The organism is Lacrimispora sphenoides JCM 1415 (genome assembly GCF_900105615.1).
GTDB classification, from domain to species: domain Bacteria; phylum Bacillota; class Clostridia; order Lachnospirales; family Lachnospiraceae; genus Lacrimispora; species Lacrimispora sphenoides.
On sequence record NZ_LT630003.1, the window covers coordinates 3,847,217 to 3,872,162 of the forward strand.

Genomic DNA, 24,946 nt, shown 5'->3' on the forward strand with positions numbered 1-24,946 from the left:
TCTTAATAATCCAGATGATAATATTTTTATTTCTGGTTTACTATACATATTTCAAAATTCAATGAATTATCATTTGATATAACTAGCTCTTTACTTAACCTAATAAACTCTATGATAATTTGCCCAAAATTAATTCCTACACTTGAATAGTCCTTTCCTTCAGAAAATGGCCATGCATATGGAAGTTCAAAAGCTTCTGAAAACTCTTTAGCCCATTTCTCAGGATCGTCAGTTTCAATCATTATATGATCTAAATTAAAGGTGTTAATGTCAAGGTGCAATTCTAATGGAGATGTCAGTAATATATTCCGCTATATCTTCTCTTAATTAATTATTTAAATTATGTTCTACGAACACAAGCGTACATTAAAATTTCTCTGCCAGAGCTTTAGCCTGTTCGATGCCGTCTGTTTTATGAATATCATTTACATCCCATACGTTCGGAATTAGCACTTCGCCAACAGACTTTCCTTTCAGCATTGCAACAGTGCGTTTATAAGAAAAACAAATGCCGTCCATCACGGATACATCATTTTCTTCACAACAGGATATCAAGCCGTACACCTTACCTCCAATATCCTTACCTGCGAACCCATGCTTCTCTCCTATAATCTCTTTGTCTACTTTCATAAACGCATAGAATTTATCCATGATAGCCTTGATCTGGGCACTGAACGTGTACCAATATAACGGAGAAGTGAATACAATGGCATCCGCCGCCTCAATTTCCGGAGCTATTGTGTTAAAATCATCATCGAAACTACATGCCTTGCCTGTTTTAAAGCATGTATCACATGCACGGCACCCACCTACATTCATAAACGCCGCGTCAAATCGTTTTACTATATGACCCTTAGCTTCTGCGGCCTTGACAAAAGCGTCAGTCATGGCAAAGCTGTTTCCCTTTTTTCGCGGGCTACCGGTGATAACAAGAATTTTTTTCCCCATCACTTATTCTCCTTTAAAGTTAATTTTTGTTTAATGGATTTTTTCCATCTGACAGTCCGGTTCAAATCTAAAACTATCACTAATCTACACAAGAAAACACTGTTACACCTATATCGAAACGTTTATTATGGTTTGGATGAGGAACGCTCGTTTCGTCAGGATAGCCAATTGGTAAAAGTGCAACTGGAATAATGTTTTCAGGCAACTCAAAGACTTCCTCTATCTTCTGAGGATCAAAATGTCCTACCCAGGTGCTACCTAATCCTAAATTGGTGACTTCAAGCATCATATGAGTAGCTACAATGCTTACGTCAACTTCTCCCATATCTTTACCGTCATATGATCTCTTCCAACTGACGGTTTTATCATAGCAAATCAACAGAGCTAAGGGTGCATGGAAGTGGTATGTAGTACAGGCTTTTAGTTTACTCAAAGCCTCCTCAGTATCCAGCACAAAAATACGCTGCGGCTGATAATTTACAGCCGTCGGAGCAACTCTACCTACTTCCAAAATCAAATCCAATTTTTCCTTTTCTACTTTTTTGTCACAAAACTTACGAACAGAATATCTGTCCTTTGCCAATTTTAAAAACTCCATAGTTCTACCTCCCCATTCATTTCATTTTCTATCGTAAAGATTACTAGAACTTAACAAACATTATTCCAATAATAGTCAATACCAGAGCGGCAATTCTTCTACTATCAATTTTCCTTTTTTGTAAATTAAACATTCCAAACTGATCGATTGTCAATGCCATAATCATTTGTCCTAGTATAAAAATCATAGTAGTTAAAACCGATCCAAGGACTGGTAATATGATTATGTTACCTGTTAGAATAAATATTCCAAATATACCTCCTATATAGACCCAAATAGGAATACGATTTTTTTGAGTGTCATACAATGGAAACTCTATTCGCCGTTGAGTGATCAATAACAAAATAAGTAAGATAATGGCGCCAACGAAAAAAGAAATAAAAGTAGCTCCTAAAATTGAACCTGTTGCAACACGAAGCTTTCCATTAATTGCGGTTTGTAATGGTGGTAAAAAACCAGCTAAAACTCCTAAGACTAACCAGGTGATTTTACTGTTCTTTTTCTCCTCTTCTGTGATCGTAATTAAATTTCCTTTCTTTTTAGGCTGAACCAATGAAATAGCTAAAATCATAATAATAGTACCGATTGTTCTAGTAATACTAATAGGATTCGCCGGTACACCAAACCAGCCAAAGTGATCAATTAGTATTCCTACAACCATTTGCCCAGTTACAGTTATTATAGTTGTAACTGAAGCCCCAAGTTTTGAAAATAGAATGATATTAGCCACATTAAATCCAACGCCAGTTATTGCTCCACCAATAAAAACATACAATGGATATGAAAAATCAATACCAACACTGATTCCTGCAGGATCTACTATTAAATTTATAATGAATAGTATAATCGTGCCTAAAGAAAATGCGATAAACGAGGCTGTTAAAGGTGTTTTTGAATAAGAGCTTAAACGAGAACTTATAGACGCCTGAATAGGGAAAAACATTCCGATAATTATCCCGATAATTAAGTAAAGCATGATTTGCATAAGTTTTCCTCCCTTTTTTAGTTATATAGGGGTAGTTGAATATACTTTCCCACTAATACTGTAAGTAGATTAAATCTTTAATTAGAGTTATAAAAGACTTCTAATATCCGTAATTAGCAAAAAAATAAGAGTGGATTATAAATCCACAGGTATTTTCTTCTTAACTAGATCTGATATTTTCTGATTCTTTAACTCTTCCTCCATTTTATCCTCTGCTGAAAGCATTATTTTTTTTATAACACATTCAGACGGAGAATCTAAGCAGCAATCAAATAAAGTTGATTTACCTTCAATAGCATGTATAATGTCCAAGAATGAAATATCTTCCCAATTTTGACTAAGCGAATAACCCCCGTTGGCACCTGAAGAAGAATTAATCATACCTTCCTTAGCCAACTTAGTTAATATTTTAGACAGATACGTCGGAGAAACATGTTGTTTCTCTGCTAAATCCTGTACGCCAACAAACTTTTTAGATGAGTCCATTGCAAGAAAAAGCATCGTGTGAAGAGCATAATTTGTAGCTTTCGAAAATTTCATAACTTGAATCGCCTCCATTAAAGACTTAATATATCTATAATAGCTTTAAAGTATTGTTTTGTCAAATAGTTTTTTAATTTAGACTTAGCATCAAGTTAAATTAGATTTATTTAAGGGTTGAATTCTTTATTGTACAGGGCTCAGTCCTTTTAGCATTTAAGTGATCGGAACGAAAAGCACTTGACGGCGGAGTAAACCTCAATAAGCACCTATCCAGTTATATAGGTATTGGATAGGTGTTTACTGATCCTTCTAACTTTTCCTTAGTTCGCCATAGTTACATCTTCACCTACTTCTTCCATACCAGTTTAATATAATCATTATATGTAACAACTGTCTCAATGTAGGAGAATGCTACTGCTCTCTTATCATCTTTGTTAAGTTCCGAAAATATGATCTTTTGCGGAGTTACTAACTCCTGGATCACCTTAGCCTTTTGATTCATTAGCTTATTCTTTTTTTCAGTAAGCTCTTCCAGTTCTTTATTGACGTATTCCATCGTCAATGCACTAACCGTTTTTGTTTTAAGCACTTGCAGAAGATTGGATATGGCTTCATCAATCCTGATGAGTTCAAGTTCGATTTCATTTGTTCCATGAACTGCTTCGATTGGTGTCGGCTTACACCTATCAAAAAGAGCCTCCAGCTCTTTTTGTACAGATTGTTCAATATCTTCAATCCTCATTTCAAGAGCTATATTGCAATCCAAATAATCTTTTCCCCTACACCGTAAGTGGCGGACTGTCTCACCATCTGACTTACGGTTATATCTTCTAACCATGACCGCACGCCCGCAATCTCCGCATCTTAATAATCCAGTCAACCAGCTGGTACGTGGTCCATCATTAGGGACCACTTGCTGGTTAGTATCAAGCTTCTGCTGGCATTTTAACCATAATTCTGAATCTATAAAACCAGGCCAGTTACCAATAGCGAATGTAGTCTCCTGTGGCTTTAAAGTATCCCTATTGGCAGCTCCTTGTTTACCAACCAACATTCCACCTTGTTTACCGTCAAATTCTTCTAATGGATTCAAAATGCTTACACCCAGCTTTTTAAAGTAGGTATAAACGGCATGGTCACATTTTACACTAACCGGATTCCGTAGTATACGGGCAATGGCGGTGGAGGACCAGTTTTGACTGTTTGGTCCTGGACAATTCTTCTTGGTTAGCTTACGACGTATATCACCAAGGCTTGTTGTCGGATAGGCATACATTTTCATGATTTCTTCCAGTATATTTATAGTATCGTCCAGCTTCAAAGAGGATACATTTTTATTTTCCTTTACAATTATGGCGTTGCTATACCCATATGGGGCCGGACCGCCAGGCCAACGGCCTAATTCAATTCTTTCATAGTAATTATCGCACACTCTTTTTGATATCTGTTCTCTCTCCAACTGTGCAAAGATTGCCATAATAAAAATCATTGCTTTTCCAATAGGGGTTGAAGTGTCAAAATTCTCCGTAACAGAAACGAATTCTACTCCATACTTGCACATATAGTCCCAGATATTTGCAAAATCCAGGAGCGACCTGGTAAAGCGATCCAGCTTATAAACCAATACTCTGCTTACAAGGCCCTTTTTTATGTCACTTAAAAGTCTCTTAAATTCAGGTCTGTGAATGACATCCTTTCCTGATATTCCTCTATCAATATATATTCCTGGTTCACCCACTGCAATGCTCCTGGCAAAATTCAATTGCGTTTCGATGGATAAACTATCTTTCTTGTCAATTGACTGTCTGGCATAAATAGCATCCATATATTTTCAATTAATTCCCTTCCTTCTTAGAATTAATGACCTGCCCATTGTCAGAAATAGAGCTGTCTTTTTTATCCCCCCTCTCTTTATTATAGAAAATTAATTGAAGCTCTGTATATGTATCTTGTACGCTTTTCTCTCTTTCAAGGGCATCTTTATAGTCTGGATACACATTTACTACTCTCATAAAATACACTTTCATACCATTAGGCACTTTATTTTGTTTAAATATATGATTTGAATTAATATTTAATCTGCCAGGACAAGCCGTATCTCAGCATTTCTGCAATTTTATATAAAAAACCTACAATGCGGTTTTATTTTTAATTTCATGCTGATACGAAGAAAGCGCGGTCCCATGTCCTGGAAACGCACTTTCTTCGTATTCTTCATATTCACTTATCCAAAGCCCTTGAAAATAGTCTGCATATTCTTTTTTACAGCTTTTAGCAGTTCTTTAGGAAGCTTCTCCACTTGTTCTCCTAAAATTATGCCGTGAGGCTCCTTGTAGCCGTCATTCCATACAAAATTAAATGTTCTTTCGCTGGCTGTACTGTTCTTTCCGATTTGAAAAGCGTAAAGGGCAACATCTTTCGATAAAAGCTCTTGGACAGCATCCTTAGTCAGGCCGGGAAAACTGGAGGCTCCGTCAGTAATTTCAAAAACTATTTTTATATGCTTTCCCATTTTAAGCTGCCTTTCTTCTTCTGGAGTGATGCTTCCGGATATTTCTTTCAAGCAGCTTGCATCGTCTGTAGCGCCATCGGTGGAATTAAGCCTTACGATGGAACGGATAATATCCGCTGATTCTTTCTCTCCGGAGGTTGTTTCGTTAAATTCTTTCATATGATAATATTGACTTCCGAAAAACCATGTTTCACTTAAGACTTCTATTTTCTGGTTTAATTGTTCAGCATTTCGTTTAAGATATCTGTTCAAATCATCAATTGACAGTAACGTTACAGCCAGCGCTTCTCTTGCAGATTCAATCTTTGCAGCATTCATGGAGCCTGAATTATCTATAATAAAAGAAATTTCGATTCGTTCCGGCAATTTATCTGCTTGGGTTTCCAACAAATATCTACTGAATACGGGAAGATTTTTATAATTTCCTTTTCTCTCCGCCTCTACAAAATCCGGATAGGCGGCAATAAAGCTGTTAACGTCCAGCTTGCCTTTTATTTGCCCGTCTTTTTTTACGCTGATTTCTTTTTTGGCATCTCCAATAAGTTTACTCCAGAATTGACGCATCTGCTCTCTTTCTGACTTCATTTTATTTGAATAATACTGAAAAAGCTGCTGATCATTCTGGCTAATGCCGTAAGATGTTAAGTCGACCTTTCCAGTCATTATATTTTGAACTATTTCATTGTTTTTCTCCTGCTGGTCCAGCATCTCTTCAAGGATCTTTTTTACTTCTCCCTCAGTGGATTCCAATGTATCCCTTTTTTCTTCTTTTGATTGTTCAAAAGGGCTTTTTCTTTCACTTAACTGTTCCTGAGATGCACCATGGGATTTAAAAAAGTCCATTGCATCTATTTCTTCTTTCCATAATTGCTCAAATACAGGATAAATAAAAGAGCGAATCAGGGAATCTCTTTCTAAAACACCTTCTTCGCTGTTTATCTGCCTTACTAATTGAGAATGAATGAAATCCAAAAAAGGCTGATTCAATATCCTTTTGCTGAATGGATCCTCACCCCATTCTTTCATCTCAGGCGTCGTTTTATAAATTTCCTTAAGGATAAAACTATTGATAAATGCCCTGTGCTTTGGCATTTCATCAATAGCCTTCCTTTTATTGCCTGTCTGCTCCATATATGCAGCTATCTTTTTAAAATTAGCTTCATCTCTGTAAACTGGGCACATTTGCAGTACCCTTAAAAAGGAAGTCAGCTTATCCAGCCTGTACAAAGCATCAAGTATTTCCATTTTAACATATCCGGTTATAATATCCGGCTGATATGCGCGATCTCCTCCAAGGCCTTCTTTCTCAATGCGATGAAGGATATATCCGGTCATTCTGTCTTTTTCTTTTTTCCACGCTTTACCTCTGTAGAGATAGGCTTTCGTTTGTTTTTTCCAATCGGGATACATGGCAAGCTCATAATAAATATGCCATAGAATCTGATTTTCGTCTAAGTCCCTGTCCAAAAAAGCCGTAAGCGGAAGATATAATATGCCCTTGGACGGATTTAATAAAAATCTTTCAAGCTTTGGATCAGGCATATACATCAGGCTGGAATCCCCTGTAAATGTAGCTAATGTACGCTGCTCTCTCTGCAAAAAGGATTCCACATGTTTTGTTGACTCTTCGATCAGCTTCTGTTCATCATAATTAGGCAAGCCCCTTCCCCTCCTACTGATATAACGGCAAATCCCACAAAGCTTCTGGGGTATCGATTCTGTTAATATTTAGTGTGCATAATTCGCCTTCTACCCCCATCAGCAAATACTTTGATGGATAAAGCTTCAGCACATCGGTAAAAAAGGCCCCTTCCATAATTGAATCCTTATTGATATGCCATTTTCCGAAATTTTCTTCCAGCAAATATATAATTCCGTCTTCGCTTAATATTACGGCTGTTCCTTTTGAAGACTCTGCATCAAAAAGATTCCCTTTAAGAAAATCTCCTTCATCAAGAATGTTTATATCCATCCCGTCAAGAGAAATGATATGAAGCTTACCATTATTCCCTATGGACAAAAGAGTATCCTTCTGCCCCTTTTCATTTTCGAGATTATGGATTTTGCGTATTTCGCAATCTGGAATTTTAATTTTATTTACTATAGAAAGATTATTATAGTTCCGATTTATTAAATATATTTCTCCTGTTTTGGTGCCGACGGCAAAATCATCCGCTCCTGTTTTCTCCATTCCGATTATGTTTGAAATAGGAAGAGAAGCGTCTTTATGGAGTATCAGGCGGTATTCTTCTTTTTCTTTAACTACTTCCAGCAAAACCAGCTCTTCCTACTCTCTTTCCGCGGCTATCAAATTATCGCTTACGGACAGGCATTGGCCAAACCAGCTCATTCCTGTTTCTGTCTCTATCTTATTTATATGCATCTCCCCGACTCCATTGGGGATTTGTTTAAAATTGCTGCATGATAATAAATACCCGCCGCCTTTGCTTCCAAGAAGCAGAATTTCATTCTTATTAAGCCTGTGAAAGGCCGAGATTTTTTCTTTCATATCTTTAAAAGGCGGACTCCATTCCTCCTGAATCCTTTCCTTGCCGGAAGGTTCCGTTCTTTTGCTTATCTGAAAAAACCGCAATGCACAATCTGTGCTTCCGGTAATAAACATATCCTCGGAAAACCTTAAAACACTTTGTAAAAATCCTTCAAAGCCACAGGCTCCCAGCCTTGTTATAAATTCTGTTTTTATGGCGTCTTTTGAATTTCCTGTATATGCTCTGTAATGGGGAATCATCTCCGTAAGAAGCTTTTCCTCCTTAGCTGAAAGCGCTTCAAGACATTTTTCAAAATCATCTTCTAAAATGCCTGTTTCCCGAGTTTTATTTAGTTTTTGCCTTAGGTCTTTTACCTGCTTTTTAAATTCTTCCTCATCAACCGATAAATTCAGCTTCATTTTAGCCTCCCTTATTCTCCAAATGCTCAAGGAGAGCTTTTGAATGTTCTAAATGGGATAATTTCTGATCCAGCAGCTGATATTTTTTTGCATCAATCTTAAGCGTATCTTCCAGGTCTGATTGAAAAATATTCTTTAATTCTTCCGGTATATTTTTTCTTTGGGTACCCTTTCCAAAAAGCATATGAACTACATCCAAATGGCTCAAGGTCTGGGTTTTGGGGCGAACATAGCGATAAGGGCGGGTTCTGATTTCGTCGTAAGTGGTGGTTGATTCTCCTATGCCTTTGGTTTCAATCTTCCAGCCTTCCTCTGCCGGAAAAAAGCCAAAGCGCACCGCCTGAGAAAGAATATAATTCTGATCGTCGGAATAAGTGATAGAGCTTATAAATCCGTCCCACAGGGCCTTGCTTAAATCCTTTTCTTCTCCTTGATTCCAATTGTCCAAAACGTGCAGAATATTTCTTATGGACAATACGGATTCTCTAAGCTCCAGCTCCCCGCCGGAAAAATCCTTCTGCTCTTCATCCTTCCATTTGCCCATAAATACATTTTGGGTAACACGGCAAAGCTGAGAAAACCGAAACAGCTCTTCAAGGGTCCTTTTGGGATTGGGAATTTGAATAGTTCCGTTGGCATTCGAAAGTCTTGCAATAATAACCCTGAAAAGTTCATTTTTTTCCGGGTCTGCCTGTTCTTCCATAGAGCCTTTGGTATTCTGGGAAACGTAATTATATTCTATAGTTACAAACCGGGATTTAAACGCAGGGTTAAGCTCGTTTGTACCTTCGTAATTAACCATCTGGGTAGACAGATTTCCTGTTCCTATAAATGCAAACCCCGGCTTAATCAATACAGGGCCTACCCCTGTAATATAAGCCGTATGCCCTGCATGGTGCTGCAGTATATCGTTTAATCCAATGAGATTCTGCATTGCGATGGTGTTAATCTCATCAATAATTACAGGCCGGCCTTCTTTTACCGCGATTAATATTTCCTTCTCAATTTTCTTGATTTCCGTACCGAAGGCACTGTTACTTGCAACCAATAAATCGGAGAAGCTGTTCCATATCTGTATTTTAAGCTGAAGCTTTTCTTCTACCGTCATCTGCTGAAGCTTATCTTCGTTTTCATGCAGCCACTGATAAAAATCTCCGATGATCATATCCAGATAATCATGATAGGATTTTTGAGAAAAGCTATGTTTAAGCGTCAGTGTCTTCTCCACAAACATATCTTCATAGGTCAGATTGTGAGAACCGGATATAAAGAGCGGCTGTAAAGATTCTATCTCTTCTTGCGTTCCATTTGTCAATATTTCCTTATAATACTGCTTTCGCTGTGTATATATCTCCTTGAATTTTTCAATAGCCTCTTTTTCCCCGGCCTTTGGATTGGCACTATACCATTTCTCCAATTGATCTTCTAGTTCTGCCTGAATTTTATTCTGTATTGAAAAGTCCATGGCGGCTTCCGCGGCAAGCTGGGTCTTTCCGCTTCCTAAATGCCCTACAATATAAACCGGCATTCCAAGGTTTAAAGAATCTATTACCTTTTCCTTTGCTTCCATTACATAAGGAACCGTTACTAAGCGCTGCTGATGCTGGGTTTTTATATCACTCAGCAATTGACGGGTATGATAAAATTCCCATGCTTCGGCTGAGCTGTCCAAAAGCTTTTCTATCTCTTTTTTTAAACGCTCTATACGGTCAACCCTGTATCTCGTAGCGGAATTACTTCTGTGATGGGAATAATTATTGCTCTCATAGCTGATCCGCCTTTCCCATTTAAGAAAAAAAGTCTCGTACTCAATAAGAGTTTCAATTTCCTCTATTGTCAGACCCTGATTTGCTGTTTCCTTTTCAACATAGGCCCTGTATTTTTCAAAATATTCAATGTCTGTATTTTCATCTGTCACAGAGCTTTCGCTTTTTTCTTCAAATCTTCTAAAGGCCTTGAAAAAGCTTTCTTGCCCGTCTGTAACTTTATTGTGCTCATCCTCTAATAACTGTGAAGCTTCCTTTCGCAGCTGGTTTTCATACTGCTCCTGCATGGCTTCAATTGTGGGAATACAGCGCGGTTCAAAGTCGTGTTTGTCCTTCATGGAAAATTCCCCTTTGCACGATATTAATAGTCAAATAAATTCAAATAAGTAACAAAAGCCTGTTTTCCACAGTTTATCATCCCGGTTCCTTGGGAAAGGTCCGTTTTGATAAAGGCTTCTGTTACTTTTATTTGTACAGTAAACGAAATTAAAAACCGTTATAGGACTTTAGAACCTTTCTTACACGGAATCTGTACATTTTTTAACTTGACTGGCTATAAATTAAAATCCCGGCTTTAAAAAAACCGGGATTTTAACCTTTTTATCTAATTTCACAGCTTTGGTTATTTTATAAAACCCCACAATCTTTCAGCATTACCTCAATGTCCGTTCCTGCTAATTGCTTCATAATCTTGCTTTTTTTAAGAGGAGGCAAGTCTATTTCCAGTTTTTCTCCGTCAAGCAGACATACGCCTGCGCTGAGAAGATAACGAATATCGTAACGGGAAGCAAATACTTCGGGAACACCCTTTTCCACTCCGGTTAAAACATATACGGCTTCCATAGCTGTACGTCCGGAATATTCAATGGTAAATACTGTATCGCGGCCGGGATCATCCAATGTTTCAGCAAACTGTCCAAGGAAAGCAAAGTTTACTGCATTCTTAGGAACTACATAAGGACGGTCACCAGATTCACGGGGCATAAATTGAGAGGTTATGAACGGCATCATTACTGGGATCGCTGTACATGTATTGGCTAACTCCTCTATTTCATCAACAGGCACTCCTATATGATACAACCATTCTTTTGTGATTTCCTTGCCGGTACAATCTCTCATGGGCTTTTTAATATAGTCTCCCGGAACATCGGAGAATAAACCGTATACCCAAACTACAACGTCTTTTTCAGGCTGTCCGTAGTACTGTTCCTGACGGTTTATTGTCCAGCTCATAAGCCATGAAGAATCCAATGCGGTAACTATACCGCCTGTTACTGTACGGCCTGTATAAGGTGAGCGTTTTGTAATCTTTTCAATATATTTGGGCACGCTTTCGTCATGGCATGTTACAGTACAGGATTCCCAATTAGATTTTTCAGGCTCTCCGCAGAATTTATCCGGTCTTCCGAATTCATCGCATTGATCAGCGATATTTTTCCAAAGTGTCCAGCATCCGCCAAGCTCTTTATTGAAAGGAGCAGGCGTATTGTCATCACCGTATCCGGAGCCTTCTGTCATGGAACCGTTTGTAATAAATACTAAATCATTTTCCGACAAGTCCATGGAAATGTCTGTTCCTTCTTTATCTACTGCAACAATCTTTGTAGCAACCTTCTTTTCTTGAGAAATTGCAAACTCTACATTGTTTACGGTAACTCCATATCTGAATGTTGCTCCATTTTCCTTCAAATATTTAACCATAGGCATTACGAAGGAAGTATACTGGTCATGGCGTGAGAACTGCAAAGCTGAAAGGTTAGGCAAGCCGCCCACATGATGTATGAAACGGTTCATGTATAGCTTCATTTCAAGTGCACTGTGCCAGTTTTCAAAGGCAAACATAGTTCTCCAATATGCCCAGAAATCACTGTCAAGAAGCTCATCGGAGAATACGTCTTCAATGGTTTTGTTTTCAAGCTCTACATCGGATGTTGCTACAAACATAGCAAGTTCTTTTGCAAGTTCCTGGCCTAAATTGAATTTACCGTTGTCATAGCGAACGCCGCGTTCTTTCGTAATACGGCAATTGCTGTAGTTGGGGTCTTCCAGGTTTGTATAATACAGATGATCCAATACAGTCATATTCGGATCCTCTGTGGATGGTAAAGAGCTGAACAAGTTCCAAAGGACCTCGAAGCACTGGCCCATTTCACGGCCGCCGCGTGCTACATAACCAGTGTTTTGCATAACTGCACCGTCTAAAGAACCACCGGGAATGTCAAGCTGCTCTAAAAAAACAATTTTGCTGCCGTCCATATGGGCGTCCCGAATCAAAAAGCAGCCTGCAGCCAAGGCACCGATGCCTGTACCGATTAAATAGGCTTTCTTATCTTCGATTCCTTTCGGCTTTCTTGCATGAACCAAAGCATGATATGTGCCGTTTGTAAGAGTAAGTCTTTCATCATGAGTTTTAATTTTCATTCTTAGCCCTTCTTTCAAGATTTTTATTTTAAATGTTAACTGAAGTAATGTTTAGCAAAATAGAATAATAACAGCAACAAAATCCGTATATTTTAATGACTAAAATATAGAGGTTTTATATATTTAAGCCGTTTATGAAAAACAGGCTTTTGTTACTCCCTTCATGTTATTTTGCTGTAATTAGAGTTTGAGCGTTCACCTGGTGTTAACAATAGGAAATACCCCTTCAATTTTATGAACGCCGGCAACCTTATTTCCTACATCATATAGCTTTTTTCACAACTTATCATTAGACAAATAAGCCCCAGTGTTCAAAAATCGAACACTGGGGCTTATTTGTCTAGCATTTAGACCTTAATATAATCAAATTCCGTGAGCGGCAAATGCTTCAGAAAAATCAGCTTGAAATATTACCCTATCTTTCCAGCCTAATTGCTTATTCTTAAGTTCTTTTACTTTAATTATCCATTTGATTTGGCCATATTTTAAAAATTAAGTTTTCCGCTCCTTTTAAGGGACTGTGTAATATGGCCGTCAAAAAGCTCGCCGATGCGTCTGATGATTACATTGGGATCTTCTTTCATTCCCGAGCCTATCCAGCGCAGTACCATTTCAGTAAGAGCGCATTGATAGAAAGAGGCTATGAGTTTTTTATCTTTGGTGGAGGCTTGAATCCCTTCGCTTTCGCTTTCTCTTTCAACATATCGGTACATAACATTTCCGGCAACGCTGAAAATATAATTTTCCAATTCCTCTCTCTGCATGGAATTATATACATGATAAACAGCTCTTCTGTTTTCCATTGCAAATTTAGCCGCAACAAGAAAGCCTTCCTCCCATGAAAGGGTATCGTTATACTCATCAATGGCATTTTGAAGCTCCGACTGGAAAATTTCCGATAGAATTGCATATATATCCGGATAATGGTAATAAAAAGTATTTCTGTTAATATCACAGGCTTTAACAATATCTTTTACTGTGATTTTATTCAAGGGGCGCTCATTCAGCATTTTAATGCACATATCCCGAATCATCTTTTTTGTATATTGCTTTGCCAAATCATACCTCCAAAACCCAATATTTTCACTTAATATTATAACATGAAAGCCAATATTTGCAAATATATTAAGCCTCCCCCTTCTATCCGATATCCCCCCCAAAAATATTGCTCACGTAAGTTACAGCCACTAATTATTTAAACTTTGTATTTATAAAATTAGATTGTAACACAATAAAATCCAGCTAGAATAAGGATTTCCCTTATAATGACCAATCTTTGTAACACTCAGGTATGTAGAAAACTTCGTTTATTACAAACGAAAATCCTTGATAGTTGCAGGCTTTGCCTGCAATCTGCAGTACGGCGTGTAACGACCTATTCCTGCCATAAATTCTGCAAGGGCTTATGGCAGGGTCAAGGGAAGGCGTCCCTTGTCGGGTGAGCGAAGCGAAAGTAATGTTGTATAATTCCAAGCCACTGCCAATATACATATAATTAAATACTATTACCAGAATGAACACGAGGTGCTGTTCTATGAAGCTTTTCAACTTTCCAGGCTTGAATTGCTATTACAGCAGTGTTGTAAGTGCGGCAAATGCCTTTGGTATTCCTATTATTGACGCATTTGCAACGTTGTTTTCGGAAACCGATTTTGATTATAATCCCTGTAGTAAGTCGTTTTCTTCCAAACGCCTACTTACAAACCTGAACCATATGGGCGCACATTCGGAAGTTTTTGCCTGCGGTATGCCAAAAGAAAACAAAAGCAGTTTCCTGCTATGCGACAAAGAAATGTATTTCATCATCGGAATGGACCCGTTTCACATTCATTGGACCCCGTCTTTTGGCAGGTTCAACGGCTATCACTATTTTCTTGCCAAGCCTGCGGGCGGCAATGACTTTTTGTGCTATGATCCGACTTATGGTAACCAGAAAGAACCAATGACACAGGAGGTAATTGTTACACACGCATTTGACATTACTAGCTTTTGTCGTTCCCAGAAGAATTCTTTGGAAACAGATGATTTGGCCGAGCTTTTAAATGTTGCAGAGGGAGATACTCTCTCATTTTGGCAGTTGCTTTCCCAAATGGAAGCGGGTAAAATACCACCCGATGGAGTGAAAAACTATAGTACATATTCCATTGCATCTCCTAGCGGAAACAAACAAAACACTGACCGCGGGGTTGCCGAAAAAGCGGCCAGATATGTGGATTGTCTGATTCACAGCCGGCTGCTTTATGAATATTACCTCCAAAAACGCAAGCTTTTCCTTTTAAATGAGCTTACAATTTTTAACGCCGACTATTTCAACCGTTGGCAGGCGGTGAAAAACGGCCTGCTCAAGGCTTCCGTCCTCAGGGACAATGCCGCGGTGCTGGAGAAAACAGAGGAGCTGTTTTCCAACCTGATACATTGTGAGAGGGAAGCGGCAAAAGCAATTTGCCAAAAGAGCGGGAAAAACACGTCTTGAATGGACTTTCAAAGCCCGTTTCAAGACGTGTTTTATTTATTATTTGTTTAACCTCATGATTAGCAGAGCTTTAACAAAGTCTTTGATGAAGTCATTGATGAAGCCTTTAATAAATCCTTTGGCAAAGCGTTTGTGAGATGCCTCCCGCTTTGTTTACCGCTAAAGATTTGTCATGTCCATAGCTCCGACGCAGGGAGCTGGAATGACCTGTATCGATGTTCCATTTGGATTTAAGATTAGTACTCCATTGCTATAGGTTGATTCATATACATTGCCTGTCTCAGGGTTGACCGTTGCCCCACCCGGAAGCCCTCCGTTATATTGGAACGGACCAAAAAGATTGAGCAGGTTTCCGTTCTCATCAAATAGCATCGAAGATCCGCTGTAATTGCTTCCGTTTACAGTAACTTGATGATTAACAGGGTCTACGGTTAAATCAGCATTATACAGGCTCGTTGCCGGAAAAGCCTGTTGAGTTAAAATTGTGTTGGTGTTTCCGTCCAAAGTGGTCAACAGTCCCAGGTTGCTTGGCTCAGTAGAATTAGGATTATGGCTCAGGATATAGACTCTGTTTGTGACTGGGTCTACCGCTACTTTTTGCAGTTCCGTAAATCCAGTAAGTGTTTGAACTATCTGGTTTGTGGAAGCGTTAATCACCTGTACATCGCCTGAGGCTGCTTCGGCAACATAGACCCGATTAGTAGTCGGATTCACTGCTATGCTGGTCGCCGGCGACGCCAATGGGATTTGTGTGATTAACTGATTGGTGGCGCCATTGATGACATTTAGAACGTCACCGCTATCTCCGACATAAATGAGGTTTGTATCGGTATTTATCGCAGGAGAGCCTTCGAAGGTTCCCGGTATGGTAGCAATAATTTGGTTAGTGAAAAGATCAATCACCTGAATTGAGCCATTTTGTTCTGTGACATATGCAGTTTTAGTAACTTGATTGATCGTAATCTTCTGTGGTGTTGAGCTCAGTTGAATGGAACCCAGTTCTTTTCCGGAGGCTCCACTCCAAATATCAATTGTGCCATTGCATTGGTTGACCGTATAGAGGTTGGCGTTTGCTGGTTCATTATTTACGGCACTGCCTCCAGCCGGTCCTGTTGGTCCTGTTGGTCCTTCTATTCCCTGTGGTCCGGTTGGGCCAGTTGCTCCGGTAAGTCCGGTGGGACCAGTCGGGCCAGTTGCTCCGGTTAGTCCTATGGGGCCGGTCGGGCCAGTTACTCCGGTAAGTCCTATGGGGCCGGTCGGGCCGGTCGGGCCGGTTGCTCCGGTAAATCCGGTGGGACCAGTCGGGCCGGTTGCTCCGGTTAGTCCTATGGGGCCGGTCGGGCCGGTTGCTCCGGTTAGTCCTATGGGGCCGGTCGGGCCGGTTGCTCCGGTTAGTCCTATGGGGCCGGTTGGACCGGTTGCTCCTGCAGCTCCGGTTGGGCCAGTCGGACCGGTTGCTCCGGTTAGTCCTATGGGGCCGGTCGGGCCGGTTGCTCCGGTCGGGCCAGTCGGGCCAGTTGCTCCGGTTAGTCCTATGGGGCCGGTCGGGCCGGTTGCTCCGGTTAGTCCTATGGGGCCAGTCGGACCGGTTGCTCCTGCAGCTCCGGTTGGGCCAGTCGGACCGGTTGCTCCGGTTAGTCCTATGGGGCCGGTCGGGCCGGTTGCTCCGGTCGGGCCAGTCGGGCCGGTTGCTCCGGCAAGTCCTATGGGGCCGGTCGGGCCGGTTGCTCCGGTCGGGCCAGTCGGGCCGGTTGCTCCGGTAGCTCCGGTCGGGCCAGTCGGGCCAGTTGCTCCGGCAAGCCCTATGGGGCCGGTTGGGCCGGTTGCTCCGGCAAGTCCTATGGGGCCGGTCGGGCCGGTTGCTCCGGTTAGTCCTATGGGGCCGGTCGGGCCGGTTGCTCCGGCAAGTCCTATGGGGCCGGTCGGGCCGGTTGCTCCGGTCGGGCCAGTCGGGCCGGTTGCTCCGGCTGCTCCGGTCGGGCCAGTCGGGCCGGTTGCTCCGGTTAGTCCTATGGGGCCGGTCGGGCCGGTTGCTCCAGCAAGACCTCTAGGTCCGGTCGGGCCGGTCGGGCCGGTTGCTCCAGTAAGTCCTCTTGGTCCGGTCGGGCCGGTCGGGCCCTGAGATCCTTGGGCGCCAGTTGCACCAGTTGGTCCAGTAGGTCCTTGTAGTCCCATCGGTCCCCGGGCACCAGTAGGTCCAGTCGGACCAATAAATCCCCGTGGTCCCATTGGACCCATCGGTCCAACAGGTCCTTGAGCGCCAGTTGGTCCAGTAGGTCCGGTAGGCCCTCGTACGCCTTGTGGTCCTGTTGGTCCTGTTGGTCCTGTTGGCCCTGTTGGCCCCACGCAGCATCTGCAGCCTTGCGATTTCTCAAAACAGCAATTTTCATTATGATTCCTACAATTACAAAAATTACTCATTAAAATATCCTCCTATAATGGTGCAAATTATACTTTTATACTTATAAACCATCTGTATAAATAAAAAGTATAAATATAAAGTATAAATATAAAGAGCTCTTCCACTCTTTATATATTAATATATGCATTCCCTCTCTCTTCGATAAGACAGATCCCAGAACGGAACTCAGTTCCACTCATACGCTTCCCACTCTCTTCGATAAAGCCGATCTCATTCATGAACGGAACTCAGTTCTGCTCATATGCTTCCCTCTCTTCGATAAGGCTGATCCTATTCATGAACGGAACTCAGTTCTGTTCAAACACTTCCCTCTCTTCGATAAGACCGATCCTATTCATGAACGGAACTCAGTTCCGCCCATGCGCTTCCCTCTCTTCGATAAGGCCGATCCATTCATGAACGTTACCTAGATAAAAGATAATTCTCTATAACTTCATGTTTTTTTACACTTGTCCTATGAAATTTTAATCTTTATAATTTCTATATACACATCATCAGTGGATGTAAAAGGGGTGCTTGTAGTTAACAACAATTTTGAAACTCTAAAATTGTATGTGCTGCATGTATTGAATTACGCGAATTTGCCAGATTCGCTCCCCAAGTGTTGCCAGCACTTGTTAGATGGTCTGTACTTTTATCTATCCGGAATGTTAGGTCTAAAAAAAGAGACCTAACATTTTTTTAGGTCTCTTTCTCTCTTTTCCATATTTTCCATCCGTAAGCAATGTATTTACGCCAGTATGCACAACCGAATTTATCGCTTTTGCACAGGCGAACGATCAGTTTGAAGCATTAAATACAAAACTGATCGGTTTGAGCATAGACAGTAACCCTTCCCATCTGGCATGGGTAAATCAAATCCGTTTATTAACGGGCGTTCAAATTCCTTTTCCAGTCATCGCTGACCGCATGGCTGAAGTTGCAAACCTTTATGGCATGATTGCCCCGGATGTCAATAAGCAGGAAACCGTTCGAAATGTCTTTTTCATTGATCCGAATCAGATCATTCGTGCGATCCTTGTTTATCCTCTAACGAACGGCAGAAACATTTCTGAAATACTGCGCTTGTTAACTGCTCTTCAAACAACAGACAAATACGGCGTAGTTACTCCTGCAAACTGGATGCCTGGCAGCTCTGTCATGGTCCCTCCGCCTGGTACTTATAATCAATCGTTGGAGCGGCTCAATGAACCTGAAACAGCGGACTTAAGCTGTATTGATTGGTTCTGGTGCTATAAAAACGAGCTTTAAAGGATCTAAAGGGGCGTTGACTGACACCCTTGAAAAAAAAAAGGCCGGTTCATGTTTTGTATGAACCGGCTTTTTCCATATGGTTTATTCCTTTAAATTCTGTATAAACTTTATTTTATTCTTCTTGTAGATTCTCCTTCGATCAGCTCCGCTTTAAATACTGTTTTCTGATGCTCTGCCTTGTCCTTGATCACATCGAATAAGATCTTTATAGTAGCCTTTGCCATCTCTTCCACCGGCTGGCGGATGGTGGTGATGGACGGGTTATAATAGCGGGCAATATCAAGACCGTCATAGCCGGCTATACAATAATCTTCCGGTATCCGCATGCCATGCTCAAAGATGGCTTTGCAGGCGCCGATGGCAATGCTGTCTGAGATCGCATAAACAGCGGTAAATTCCGGATTTTCATTTAAAACACGGTTCATCATCCGGTACCCGTTTTCCATGCTATAGCATTCCTCGCATTCCTCCGAAAATATGATCAGAGACGGGGAAGGGGTGATGCCGTTATCTAAAAGAGCCTTTTTGTATCCTTCCAAACGGAGGCGGCCGATGCTCTCATCATCAGATGGAGCAGTCAGGATAAGAATTTTTTCATGACCTAGTTTACATAAATAATCCGTCATTTTGTAGCTTTCCGCGTAGTCATCTACGGATACGCAGGAAAAATCAGGAGATTCGCCCAAGTACTCTGTCATTCCAATGGTACTTAGCACATAAGGAACGGTTAGCTGTTCCAGTTCTTCCCTGCTGTGGGAAAAGTATCCTCCAAGGAACACGATTCCCCTTGGCTTCTTTTCCTTGATCAGTTCCAAAGCCACATCAACCTCATCCTCCTGCTCATCGACCCTCTGCAGGATGAATGAGTATTTCTTTTTCTGGATCTCCTCCTCGAAGATACGGATCATCTTGCTGAAAAAGGGATTGCCGATCCCTTTGATCAACACCGCGATGGCCCTGGAATCGGTACGTTTTAAATTCCGCGCGCTGTTATTAGGAATATAGTTGTTTTCCTTAATCACCTGCATGATCATGTTCTTTGTCTCTGGATTGATATCCGGATGGTTATTGATGGCCCGGGATACGGTACTCACACCCACCCCGCACAATCTGGCTATATCCTTTATATTAATGGAGTCCATCAGAAATACTCATCTCCTTTCCTCACGCCCTGCCGTATAGCCTGGCAATTTTTCTGCATTTTTCCACAATCTCTTCTGTTATTTCCCCGGAAACCATACGCCATCTCCAGTTTTTCCCCAGGGTGGAAGGCACATTGATCCTGGCCTCCGCACCAAGACCCAGATAATCCTGCACCGGAACCACCGCCAGCTTAGCCACACTTGCCAGAGCCAGACGGACAAAATCCCAATGGATCTCTTCTCCCGGCGTTCTTCCGTTATTCATATAGTCAATGGAAAGCTGGCGGTCCTCCTGGGACAATTCTTCATACCAGCCCCTGATTGTATTATTATCATGGGTTCCCGTATATACCACGCAGTTCTGTGTGTAGTTATGAGGCAGATAATCGCTTTCTTCTCTGGAATCAAACGCAAACTCCAGCACCTTCATACCTGGGAAGCCCGTATCCTTAACCAGCTTTAAAACCGATGGAGTCAAAAAGCCAAGGTCTTCCGCTATGATATCCAGTGTCCCAAATCGTTCCCGCATCTTATTGAAAATATCAATTCCAGGTCCTTTTTCCCAGGTACCGTGAACGGCATTCTCGCTTCCCGCCGGAATGGAATAATACTCATCAAAGCCCCGGAAATGATCTACCCTCACCACATCGTAAAGGCGGAAGCTGTATTCCATTCGCTTCATCCACCATTCGTAACCTGTTTTTCCATGGTAATCCCAGCGGTAAAGGGGATTTCCCCATAACTGTCCAGTGGCGGAAAATCCGTCTGGCGGACAGCCTGCTACCGCAACAGGTTCGCAGGTTTCATCAAACTGGAACAGTTCCGTATGAAACCAGGAATCCGCACTGTCAAATGCCACATATATGGGGATGTCACCGATGATCCTGATCCCCTGTTCTCCTGCATAGGACTTTAACCGGCTCCACTGTTCTTCAAATTTCATCTGAAGGAAGCCATAAAATCCAATCTCATCTGACAGTTCCTTTTCATACCGGGAAACTGCCTCTTCCTTTCTAAGACGGATATCTTCATCCCAAGAGATCCAGCTCTTTCCTTTAAAATGATCTTTAACCGCCATGTAAAAGCAGTAACCGGCCGTTTCCTCTCCAAGATGTCTCTCAGGCTCATCTGGCGTATGTCCCTGCTCCTTCCACCGTCCATAAGCCTTTCTCAACAAGGGAAAACGGTTATAATACATTTTCTCATAGTCAATATCTCTCGGATCATCCCCAAAGTCCACGGCTTCGCATTCCGCTATGGTAAGCAGTCCCTCTGCAGCCAGTTCATCTAAATCAATAAAGTACGGATTTCCCGCAAATGCGGAGAATGACTGGTAAGGAGAGTCCCCATAACCGGTGGGCCCCAGCGGGAGTATCTGCCAGTAATGCTGACCTGCTTTTTTTAATAAATCTATAAATTCATATGCCTCTTTTGAAAATGCCCCGATCCCGTATTTTGACGGAAGGCTTGCAACTGGGAGCAACATACCACATTCCCGCATAATCAGTCTCCTTTTTCTGTTAATACTGCAAGCAATGAGCCAATCGCAGGAGTGCGTTCATTCCTGCATCTGACGAATGCTGCAAGGGTCAAATACTCCGTAGTTTGCATCAGGATATTTGACTTTCTAGCCTTTTACCGCACCTGCAGCTACGCCCTTTATGATATATTTCTGACAACTTAAATAAAATACAATGATAGGAAAAATCGCCAGAACCAGCATTGCCATCATAGCTCCCATATCAATGGAACCATATCCGCCTTTTAAGTTCTGAATAACCATTGGTATTGTACCTTTTTCCTGGGGAAGAATCAAGCTTGGAAGTAAATAATCGTTCCAAATCCACATGGCATTTAAGATGGCGACGGTTACTGCCGTAGGCCTTAACATGGGGAATACCACATGAAAATAAGTCTGAATGGGGGAACAGCCGTCGATCATAGCCGCTTCTTCGATTTCAAGAGGAATGGCCTTAACAAAACCGCAGAATAAAAATACTGCCTGCCCGGCGCCAAAGCCCAGGTAAAGAAGCACAAGGCCGTACATGGAGTTTAAATATAAGTCATTTGCTGTCTTTGACATGGTGAACATGACCATCTGGAACGGCACGATCATAGCAAATACAAAAACGTAATATAAGATGTTCGTAAATACGGATTTCACTCTGGTTAAAAACCAGGCTGTCATGGAGGTGAACAGGATAATCGCTGCCACAGAAGCTACCGTAATAAACAAGGATCTGCCAAAAGCCGGGAACAGCCCTGTTTTCCGTATGCCTTCCACATAATTGGTAAGCCCTACATAGGTTCCCGTCTTAGGAAGCTGAAACGGCGCATCGCTGATAAACAGCTTGCTCTTAAAGGAGTTCATGAAAACTAAGACAATCGGAAATAAAAATGTCAGGGAAAGGACTGATAATACAGCCGTTAAAAACGCTCCCGTGGTTTTTCCCACTTCCATTTGCTGAGCTTCTATATTTCTTCTCTTTCTGCTCATCAGTTCTCCACCTCCTTACGACGCGTTAATGAAAGCTGGGTCAGGGATATGACCGCAACCATAAGAAAGAACACCGTAGCCTTTGCCTGGCCCACCCCTTCCCAACCCACTCTGCCGTAGAAGGTATTGTAAATATCAAGGGCCAGCATGCTGGTCTGCCTTCCCGGTCCGCCTGCGGTCAGTGCGAGGTTCTGGTCAAACAGCTTAAAGGAATTTGTCAGGGTCAGAAACAAACAGATGGTAAAGGACGGCATAACCATAGGGATCATGATGCGCTTTAAGATCTGGAATCCGGTCGCTCCGTCGATCCTTGCCGCCTCAATCAGTTCTCCAGGAACATTTTGAAGCCCGGCAATGTAAATAATCATCATATATCCGATCAGCTGCCAGTTCATCAGGATCACCAGACCCCAAAAGCCGTACTTGGCGTTAAAAGAGAGGGTAACCCCAAATCTTGCAAGAATACCATTTAACAGAAGCTGCCAGACATAACCTAACACAATGCCGCCGATTAAGTTTGGCATGAAAAATACGGTCCGGAACAGGTTGGTCCCTTTAATTCCTCTTGTGAGGACATAGGCCAGTAAAAACCCCAGGGTATTGATGCTCACTACCGACACAATGGTAAACTTCACGGTAAATACCAGTGCATTGATAAAATTCCGGTCCATAAATATCTTTTTATAATTTGAAATCCCCACCCATGAGGCATCCTTTACTGTGGTGAATTCCGTAAAGGATAAATAAATACCTATGATAAACGGGTACAGGAATGCAACGGTAAATGCAGCCAGTGTGGGCAGAACAAATATTGGAAAGTACCGTTTCATTGACTTTTGCATAGCAGTTCTCCTTTCTTTTTTACTGTCCATACTTTTGGGACAGGGCCCGCCACTCTTTATCGGGCTCATAGGTATACCCGTAGGGTATTCTATAAAACTCCTCGATGAGCTGAGGCTGATCGATTTCTTGTATGAAAATGGGTGAGGCATCTCCCCCGCGCTCACCCATTTCCCTTAAAACTACTTTATATTCTTATTTTGTCATAGCTTTTTCGTTAGCCCAATCGGCCTTCATGTCATCGACTACTGCCTTCCAGTCTTTGCCGCCCTGAGCGTACTCAAGAAGGGATGCTCCGAAGTTATCCTTAAAGGTCTGGCTTGGGAAGGAGGTAAAGTTCCAGGACACAGAATATAAGTCCTTGTTGTTCATATAGCGGTCGATCTCTTTTGCCAGAGGATCGGTTGGTTTTTCATCTGCTGTAAAGGAATCAAAAGGAGCGATAAAGCCCAGCTTGTTGGTTACATAATCTTTACCTGTATCAGAAGTGAAGAGCCACTCCAGGAAGTCAAGAGATGCCTGCTGATCCTCTTCCTTTGCCTGGCTGTTGATGGAGAAGAAGTTTTCTGTTCCAATGCAAAGTCCCTGCTTTTCCTCACCGTTTACTCCGGTGTAAATAGGAAGGAATTTCACATCTTCTTCCTTAACTGTGTTTCCGTCAACGCCGGACACCTGTCCCCAGCCCCAGTTTCCGTTCTGGACCATGGCAACCTTGCCAAGAGCAAATTCTGCCATGGAATCCTCAACAGTCTTTGCGCCTACCATCTTTGGATCCGTACAGGAGTTGTGAATGTATAAGTCAAAAATGTTTTTGTAGTTGTCTGCATACTTAAAGTCAAGGGCATCTTTGTCGGATACGCTGTCATCCTTATATTCATAATAAACCGGAAGGTTTGCCAGGTGGGTCTGCCATCTCCAGTCTTCGCCAGGAGCAAAGGAAGTGGAAGCAAACACGCCTTCGATTCCAAGGTCTGCCTTTCTTGCCTGCATATCTTCTACAACTGCTTTGAGAGAATCAAAGGTATTGATCTCTTCTATGGATTTTGCCTTTGCGCCGTCAAGAGCAAAATACTTCTTCATGATGGCATCATTATAAATAATTCCATAGCCTTCCACTACGTAAGGAATGCCGTAAACTCCATCTCCGTCCTTTACAGCCATATCCTTATCAACCAGATGTCCGTAGATTGTGGAATCCTTTAAATCCTTGCAATATTTTGCCCAGGACTTATACCCGATAGGACCGTTGATCTGAAACAGTGTAGGCGGTTCCTTCTTAGCTACCTCAGATTTTAAGGTCTGCTCATAGGTACCTGCTGCCGCGGTCTGCACCTTCATAGGCACACCGGTTTCCTCTGTATACTTGCCGGCAAGCTCCACCCATGTGTCTGCAACTTCTGGCTTAAAATTCAGATAATAGATCTGCCCTTTGGCCTCTGCCGTATCATCAGCCTTTGCTGCAGTGGTTTCCGCTGCCTGAGTGTTCTGCTCTGCCCCTGATGTCTCCGTTTTCTTGTTGGAAGCACAGCCTACCAGTGTTCCAGCTGCCATTGCCGCAGCCAGAGTAAGTACTGCCAGTTTTTTTAGTTTCATAATATCCTCCTTCCGTGCATTTGCACCTTCCGGTTGATGGATCCGTCCACTCAACCCCCAATATTTTCCTGCATGCCTTCCATACAGAAACTTGTTTCACCTGC

At 41.9% G+C, this 24,946-nt stretch carries 21 protein-coding genes; 2 read left to right on the top strand and 19 right to left on the bottom strand.

The window, feature by feature from the left end; genetic code table 11:
* Positions 1-26: 26 nt before the first annotated feature.
* From BMX69_RS24190 to BMX69_RS17480, 13 genes are all read right to left on the bottom strand, one after another.
* A complete protein-coding gene (locus BMX69_RS24190) occupies positions 27-242 on the bottom strand; it encodes a hypothetical protein (RefSeq protein WP_147297070.1) in 216 nt (71 codons plus the stop codon).
* 124 nt (positions 243-366) lie between these two features.
* A complete protein-coding gene (locus tag BMX69_RS17430) occupies positions 367-948 on the bottom strand; it encodes a flavodoxin family protein (RefSeq protein ID WP_054790178.1) in 582 nt (193 codons plus the stop codon).
* Positions 949-1,027: 79 nt separating this feature from the next.
* Positions 1,028-1,546, bottom strand: coding sequence for a nitroreductase family protein (locus BMX69_RS17435; protein ID WP_054790177.1), 519 nt, complete (start codon positions 1,544-1,546; stop codon positions 1,028-1,030).
* A 43-nt stretch (positions 1,547-1,589) separates the two neighbouring features.
* A complete protein-coding gene (locus tag BMX69_RS17440; RefSeq protein WP_100043058.1) occupies positions 1,590-2,531 on the bottom strand; it encodes a DMT family transporter in 942 nt (313 codons plus the stop codon).
* A 135-nt stretch (positions 2,532-2,666) separates the two neighbouring features.
* Positions 2,667-3,071: an Rrf2 family transcriptional regulator gene (locus tag BMX69_RS17445; protein WP_100043059.1), complete on the bottom strand. Its 405-nt coding sequence runs from the start codon at positions 3,069-3,071 to the stop codon at positions 2,667-2,669.
* 289 nt (positions 3,072-3,360) lie between these two features.
* A complete protein-coding gene (locus tag BMX69_RS17450; RefSeq protein ID WP_100043060.1) occupies positions 3,361-4,839 on the bottom strand; it encodes a recombinase family protein in 1,479 nt (492 codons plus the stop codon).
* Positions 4,840-4,849: 10 nt separating this feature from the next.
* On the bottom strand, positions 4,850-5,026 hold the full coding sequence (locus BMX69_RS17455; protein WP_157724432.1) for a hypothetical protein: 177 nt from the start codon (positions 5,024-5,026) through the stop codon (positions 4,850-4,852).
* A gap of 212 nt (positions 5,027-5,238) precedes the next feature.
* Positions 5,239-7,185 (bottom strand): vWA domain-containing protein, encoded by a 1,947-nt coding sequence (locus tag BMX69_RS17460; RefSeq protein WP_100043062.1) that lies wholly within the window; start codon positions 7,183-7,185, stop codon positions 5,239-5,241.
* Between the two features lie 13 nt (positions 7,186-7,198).
* Positions 7,199-7,717, bottom strand: a complete 519-nt coding sequence (locus BMX69_RS24780) for a hypothetical protein (protein ID WP_242941287.1) — start codon at positions 7,715-7,717, stop codon at positions 7,199-7,201.
* Between the two features lie 96 nt (positions 7,718-7,813).
* Positions 7,814-8,434 carry a hypothetical protein gene (locus BMX69_RS24785; RefSeq protein WP_242941288.1) on the bottom strand — a complete coding sequence of 207 codons (621 nt, stop codon included), beginning with the start codon at positions 8,432-8,434 and terminating at the stop codon, positions 7,814-7,816.
* Between the two features lies 1 nt (position 8,435).
* Entirely contained in the window at positions 8,436-10,538 is a 2,103-nt protein-coding gene (locus BMX69_RS17470; RefSeq protein WP_100043063.1) for a P-loop NTPase family protein, read from the bottom strand.
* Positions 10,539-10,827: 289 nt separating this feature from the next.
* Positions 10,828-12,621: an oleate hydratase gene (locus tag BMX69_RS17475; RefSeq protein WP_054790173.1), complete on the bottom strand. Its 1,794-nt coding sequence runs from the start codon at positions 12,619-12,621 to the stop codon at positions 10,828-10,830.
* 485 nt (positions 12,622-13,106) lie between these two features.
* Positions 13,107-13,679, bottom strand: coding sequence for a TetR-like C-terminal domain-containing protein (locus tag BMX69_RS17480; RefSeq protein ID WP_100043064.1), 573 nt, complete (start codon positions 13,677-13,679; stop codon positions 13,107-13,109).
* Between the two features lie 476 nt (positions 13,680-14,155).
* Here BMX69_RS17480 and BMX69_RS17485 point away from each other — a divergent pair, with 476 nt between their 5' ends.
* On the top strand, positions 14,156-15,094 hold the full coding sequence (locus BMX69_RS17485) for a hypothetical protein (RefSeq protein WP_054790171.1): 939 nt from the start codon (positions 14,156-14,158) through the stop codon (positions 15,092-15,094).
* A 159-nt stretch (positions 15,095-15,253) separates the two neighbouring features.
* Here the strand turns inward: BMX69_RS17485 and BMX69_RS24935 are convergent, their stop codons facing one another.
* Positions 15,254-17,515, bottom strand: coding sequence for a hypothetical protein (locus BMX69_RS24935; protein WP_100043065.1), 2,262 nt, complete (start codon positions 17,513-17,515; stop codon positions 15,254-15,256).
* Positions 17,516-18,191: 676 nt separating this feature from the next.
* Here BMX69_RS24935 and BMX69_RS17495 point away from each other — a divergent pair.
* A complete protein-coding gene (locus BMX69_RS17495; protein ID WP_100043066.1) occupies positions 18,192-18,767 on the top strand; it encodes a peroxiredoxin in 576 nt (191 codons plus the stop codon).
* 110 nt (positions 18,768-18,877) lie between these two features.
* Here the strand turns inward: BMX69_RS17495 and BMX69_RS17500 are convergent, their stop codons facing one another.
* The 5 genes from BMX69_RS17500 to BMX69_RS17520 form a co-directional block, all read right to left on the bottom strand.
* Complete coding sequence (locus BMX69_RS17500; protein WP_054791395.1) at positions 18,878-19,912, bottom strand: LacI family DNA-binding transcriptional regulator; 1,035 nt, start codon at positions 19,910-19,912, stop codon at positions 18,878-18,880.
* 22 nt (positions 19,913-19,934) lie between these two features.
* A complete protein-coding gene (gene malQ / locus BMX69_RS17505; RefSeq protein WP_100043067.1) occupies positions 19,935-21,413 on the bottom strand; it encodes a 4-alpha-glucanotransferase in 1,479 nt (492 codons plus the stop codon).
* 126 nt (positions 21,414-21,539) lie between these two features.
* Positions 21,540-22,409, bottom strand: a complete 870-nt coding sequence (locus BMX69_RS17510; protein WP_054791394.1) for a carbohydrate ABC transporter permease — start codon at positions 22,407-22,409, stop codon at positions 21,540-21,542.
* Positions 22,409-23,251, bottom strand: a complete 843-nt coding sequence (locus BMX69_RS17515; RefSeq protein ID WP_025230144.1) for a carbohydrate ABC transporter permease — start codon at positions 23,249-23,251, stop codon at positions 22,409-22,411. The genes BMX69_RS17510 and BMX69_RS17515 overlap by 1 nt, the downstream gene beginning before the upstream one ends.
* A 193-nt stretch (positions 23,252-23,444) precedes the next feature.
* Positions 23,445-24,842, bottom strand: a complete 1,398-nt coding sequence (locus BMX69_RS17520; protein WP_100043886.1) for an ABC transporter substrate-binding protein — start codon at positions 24,840-24,842, stop codon at positions 23,445-23,447.
* Positions 24,843-24,946 lie beyond the last annotated feature (104 nt).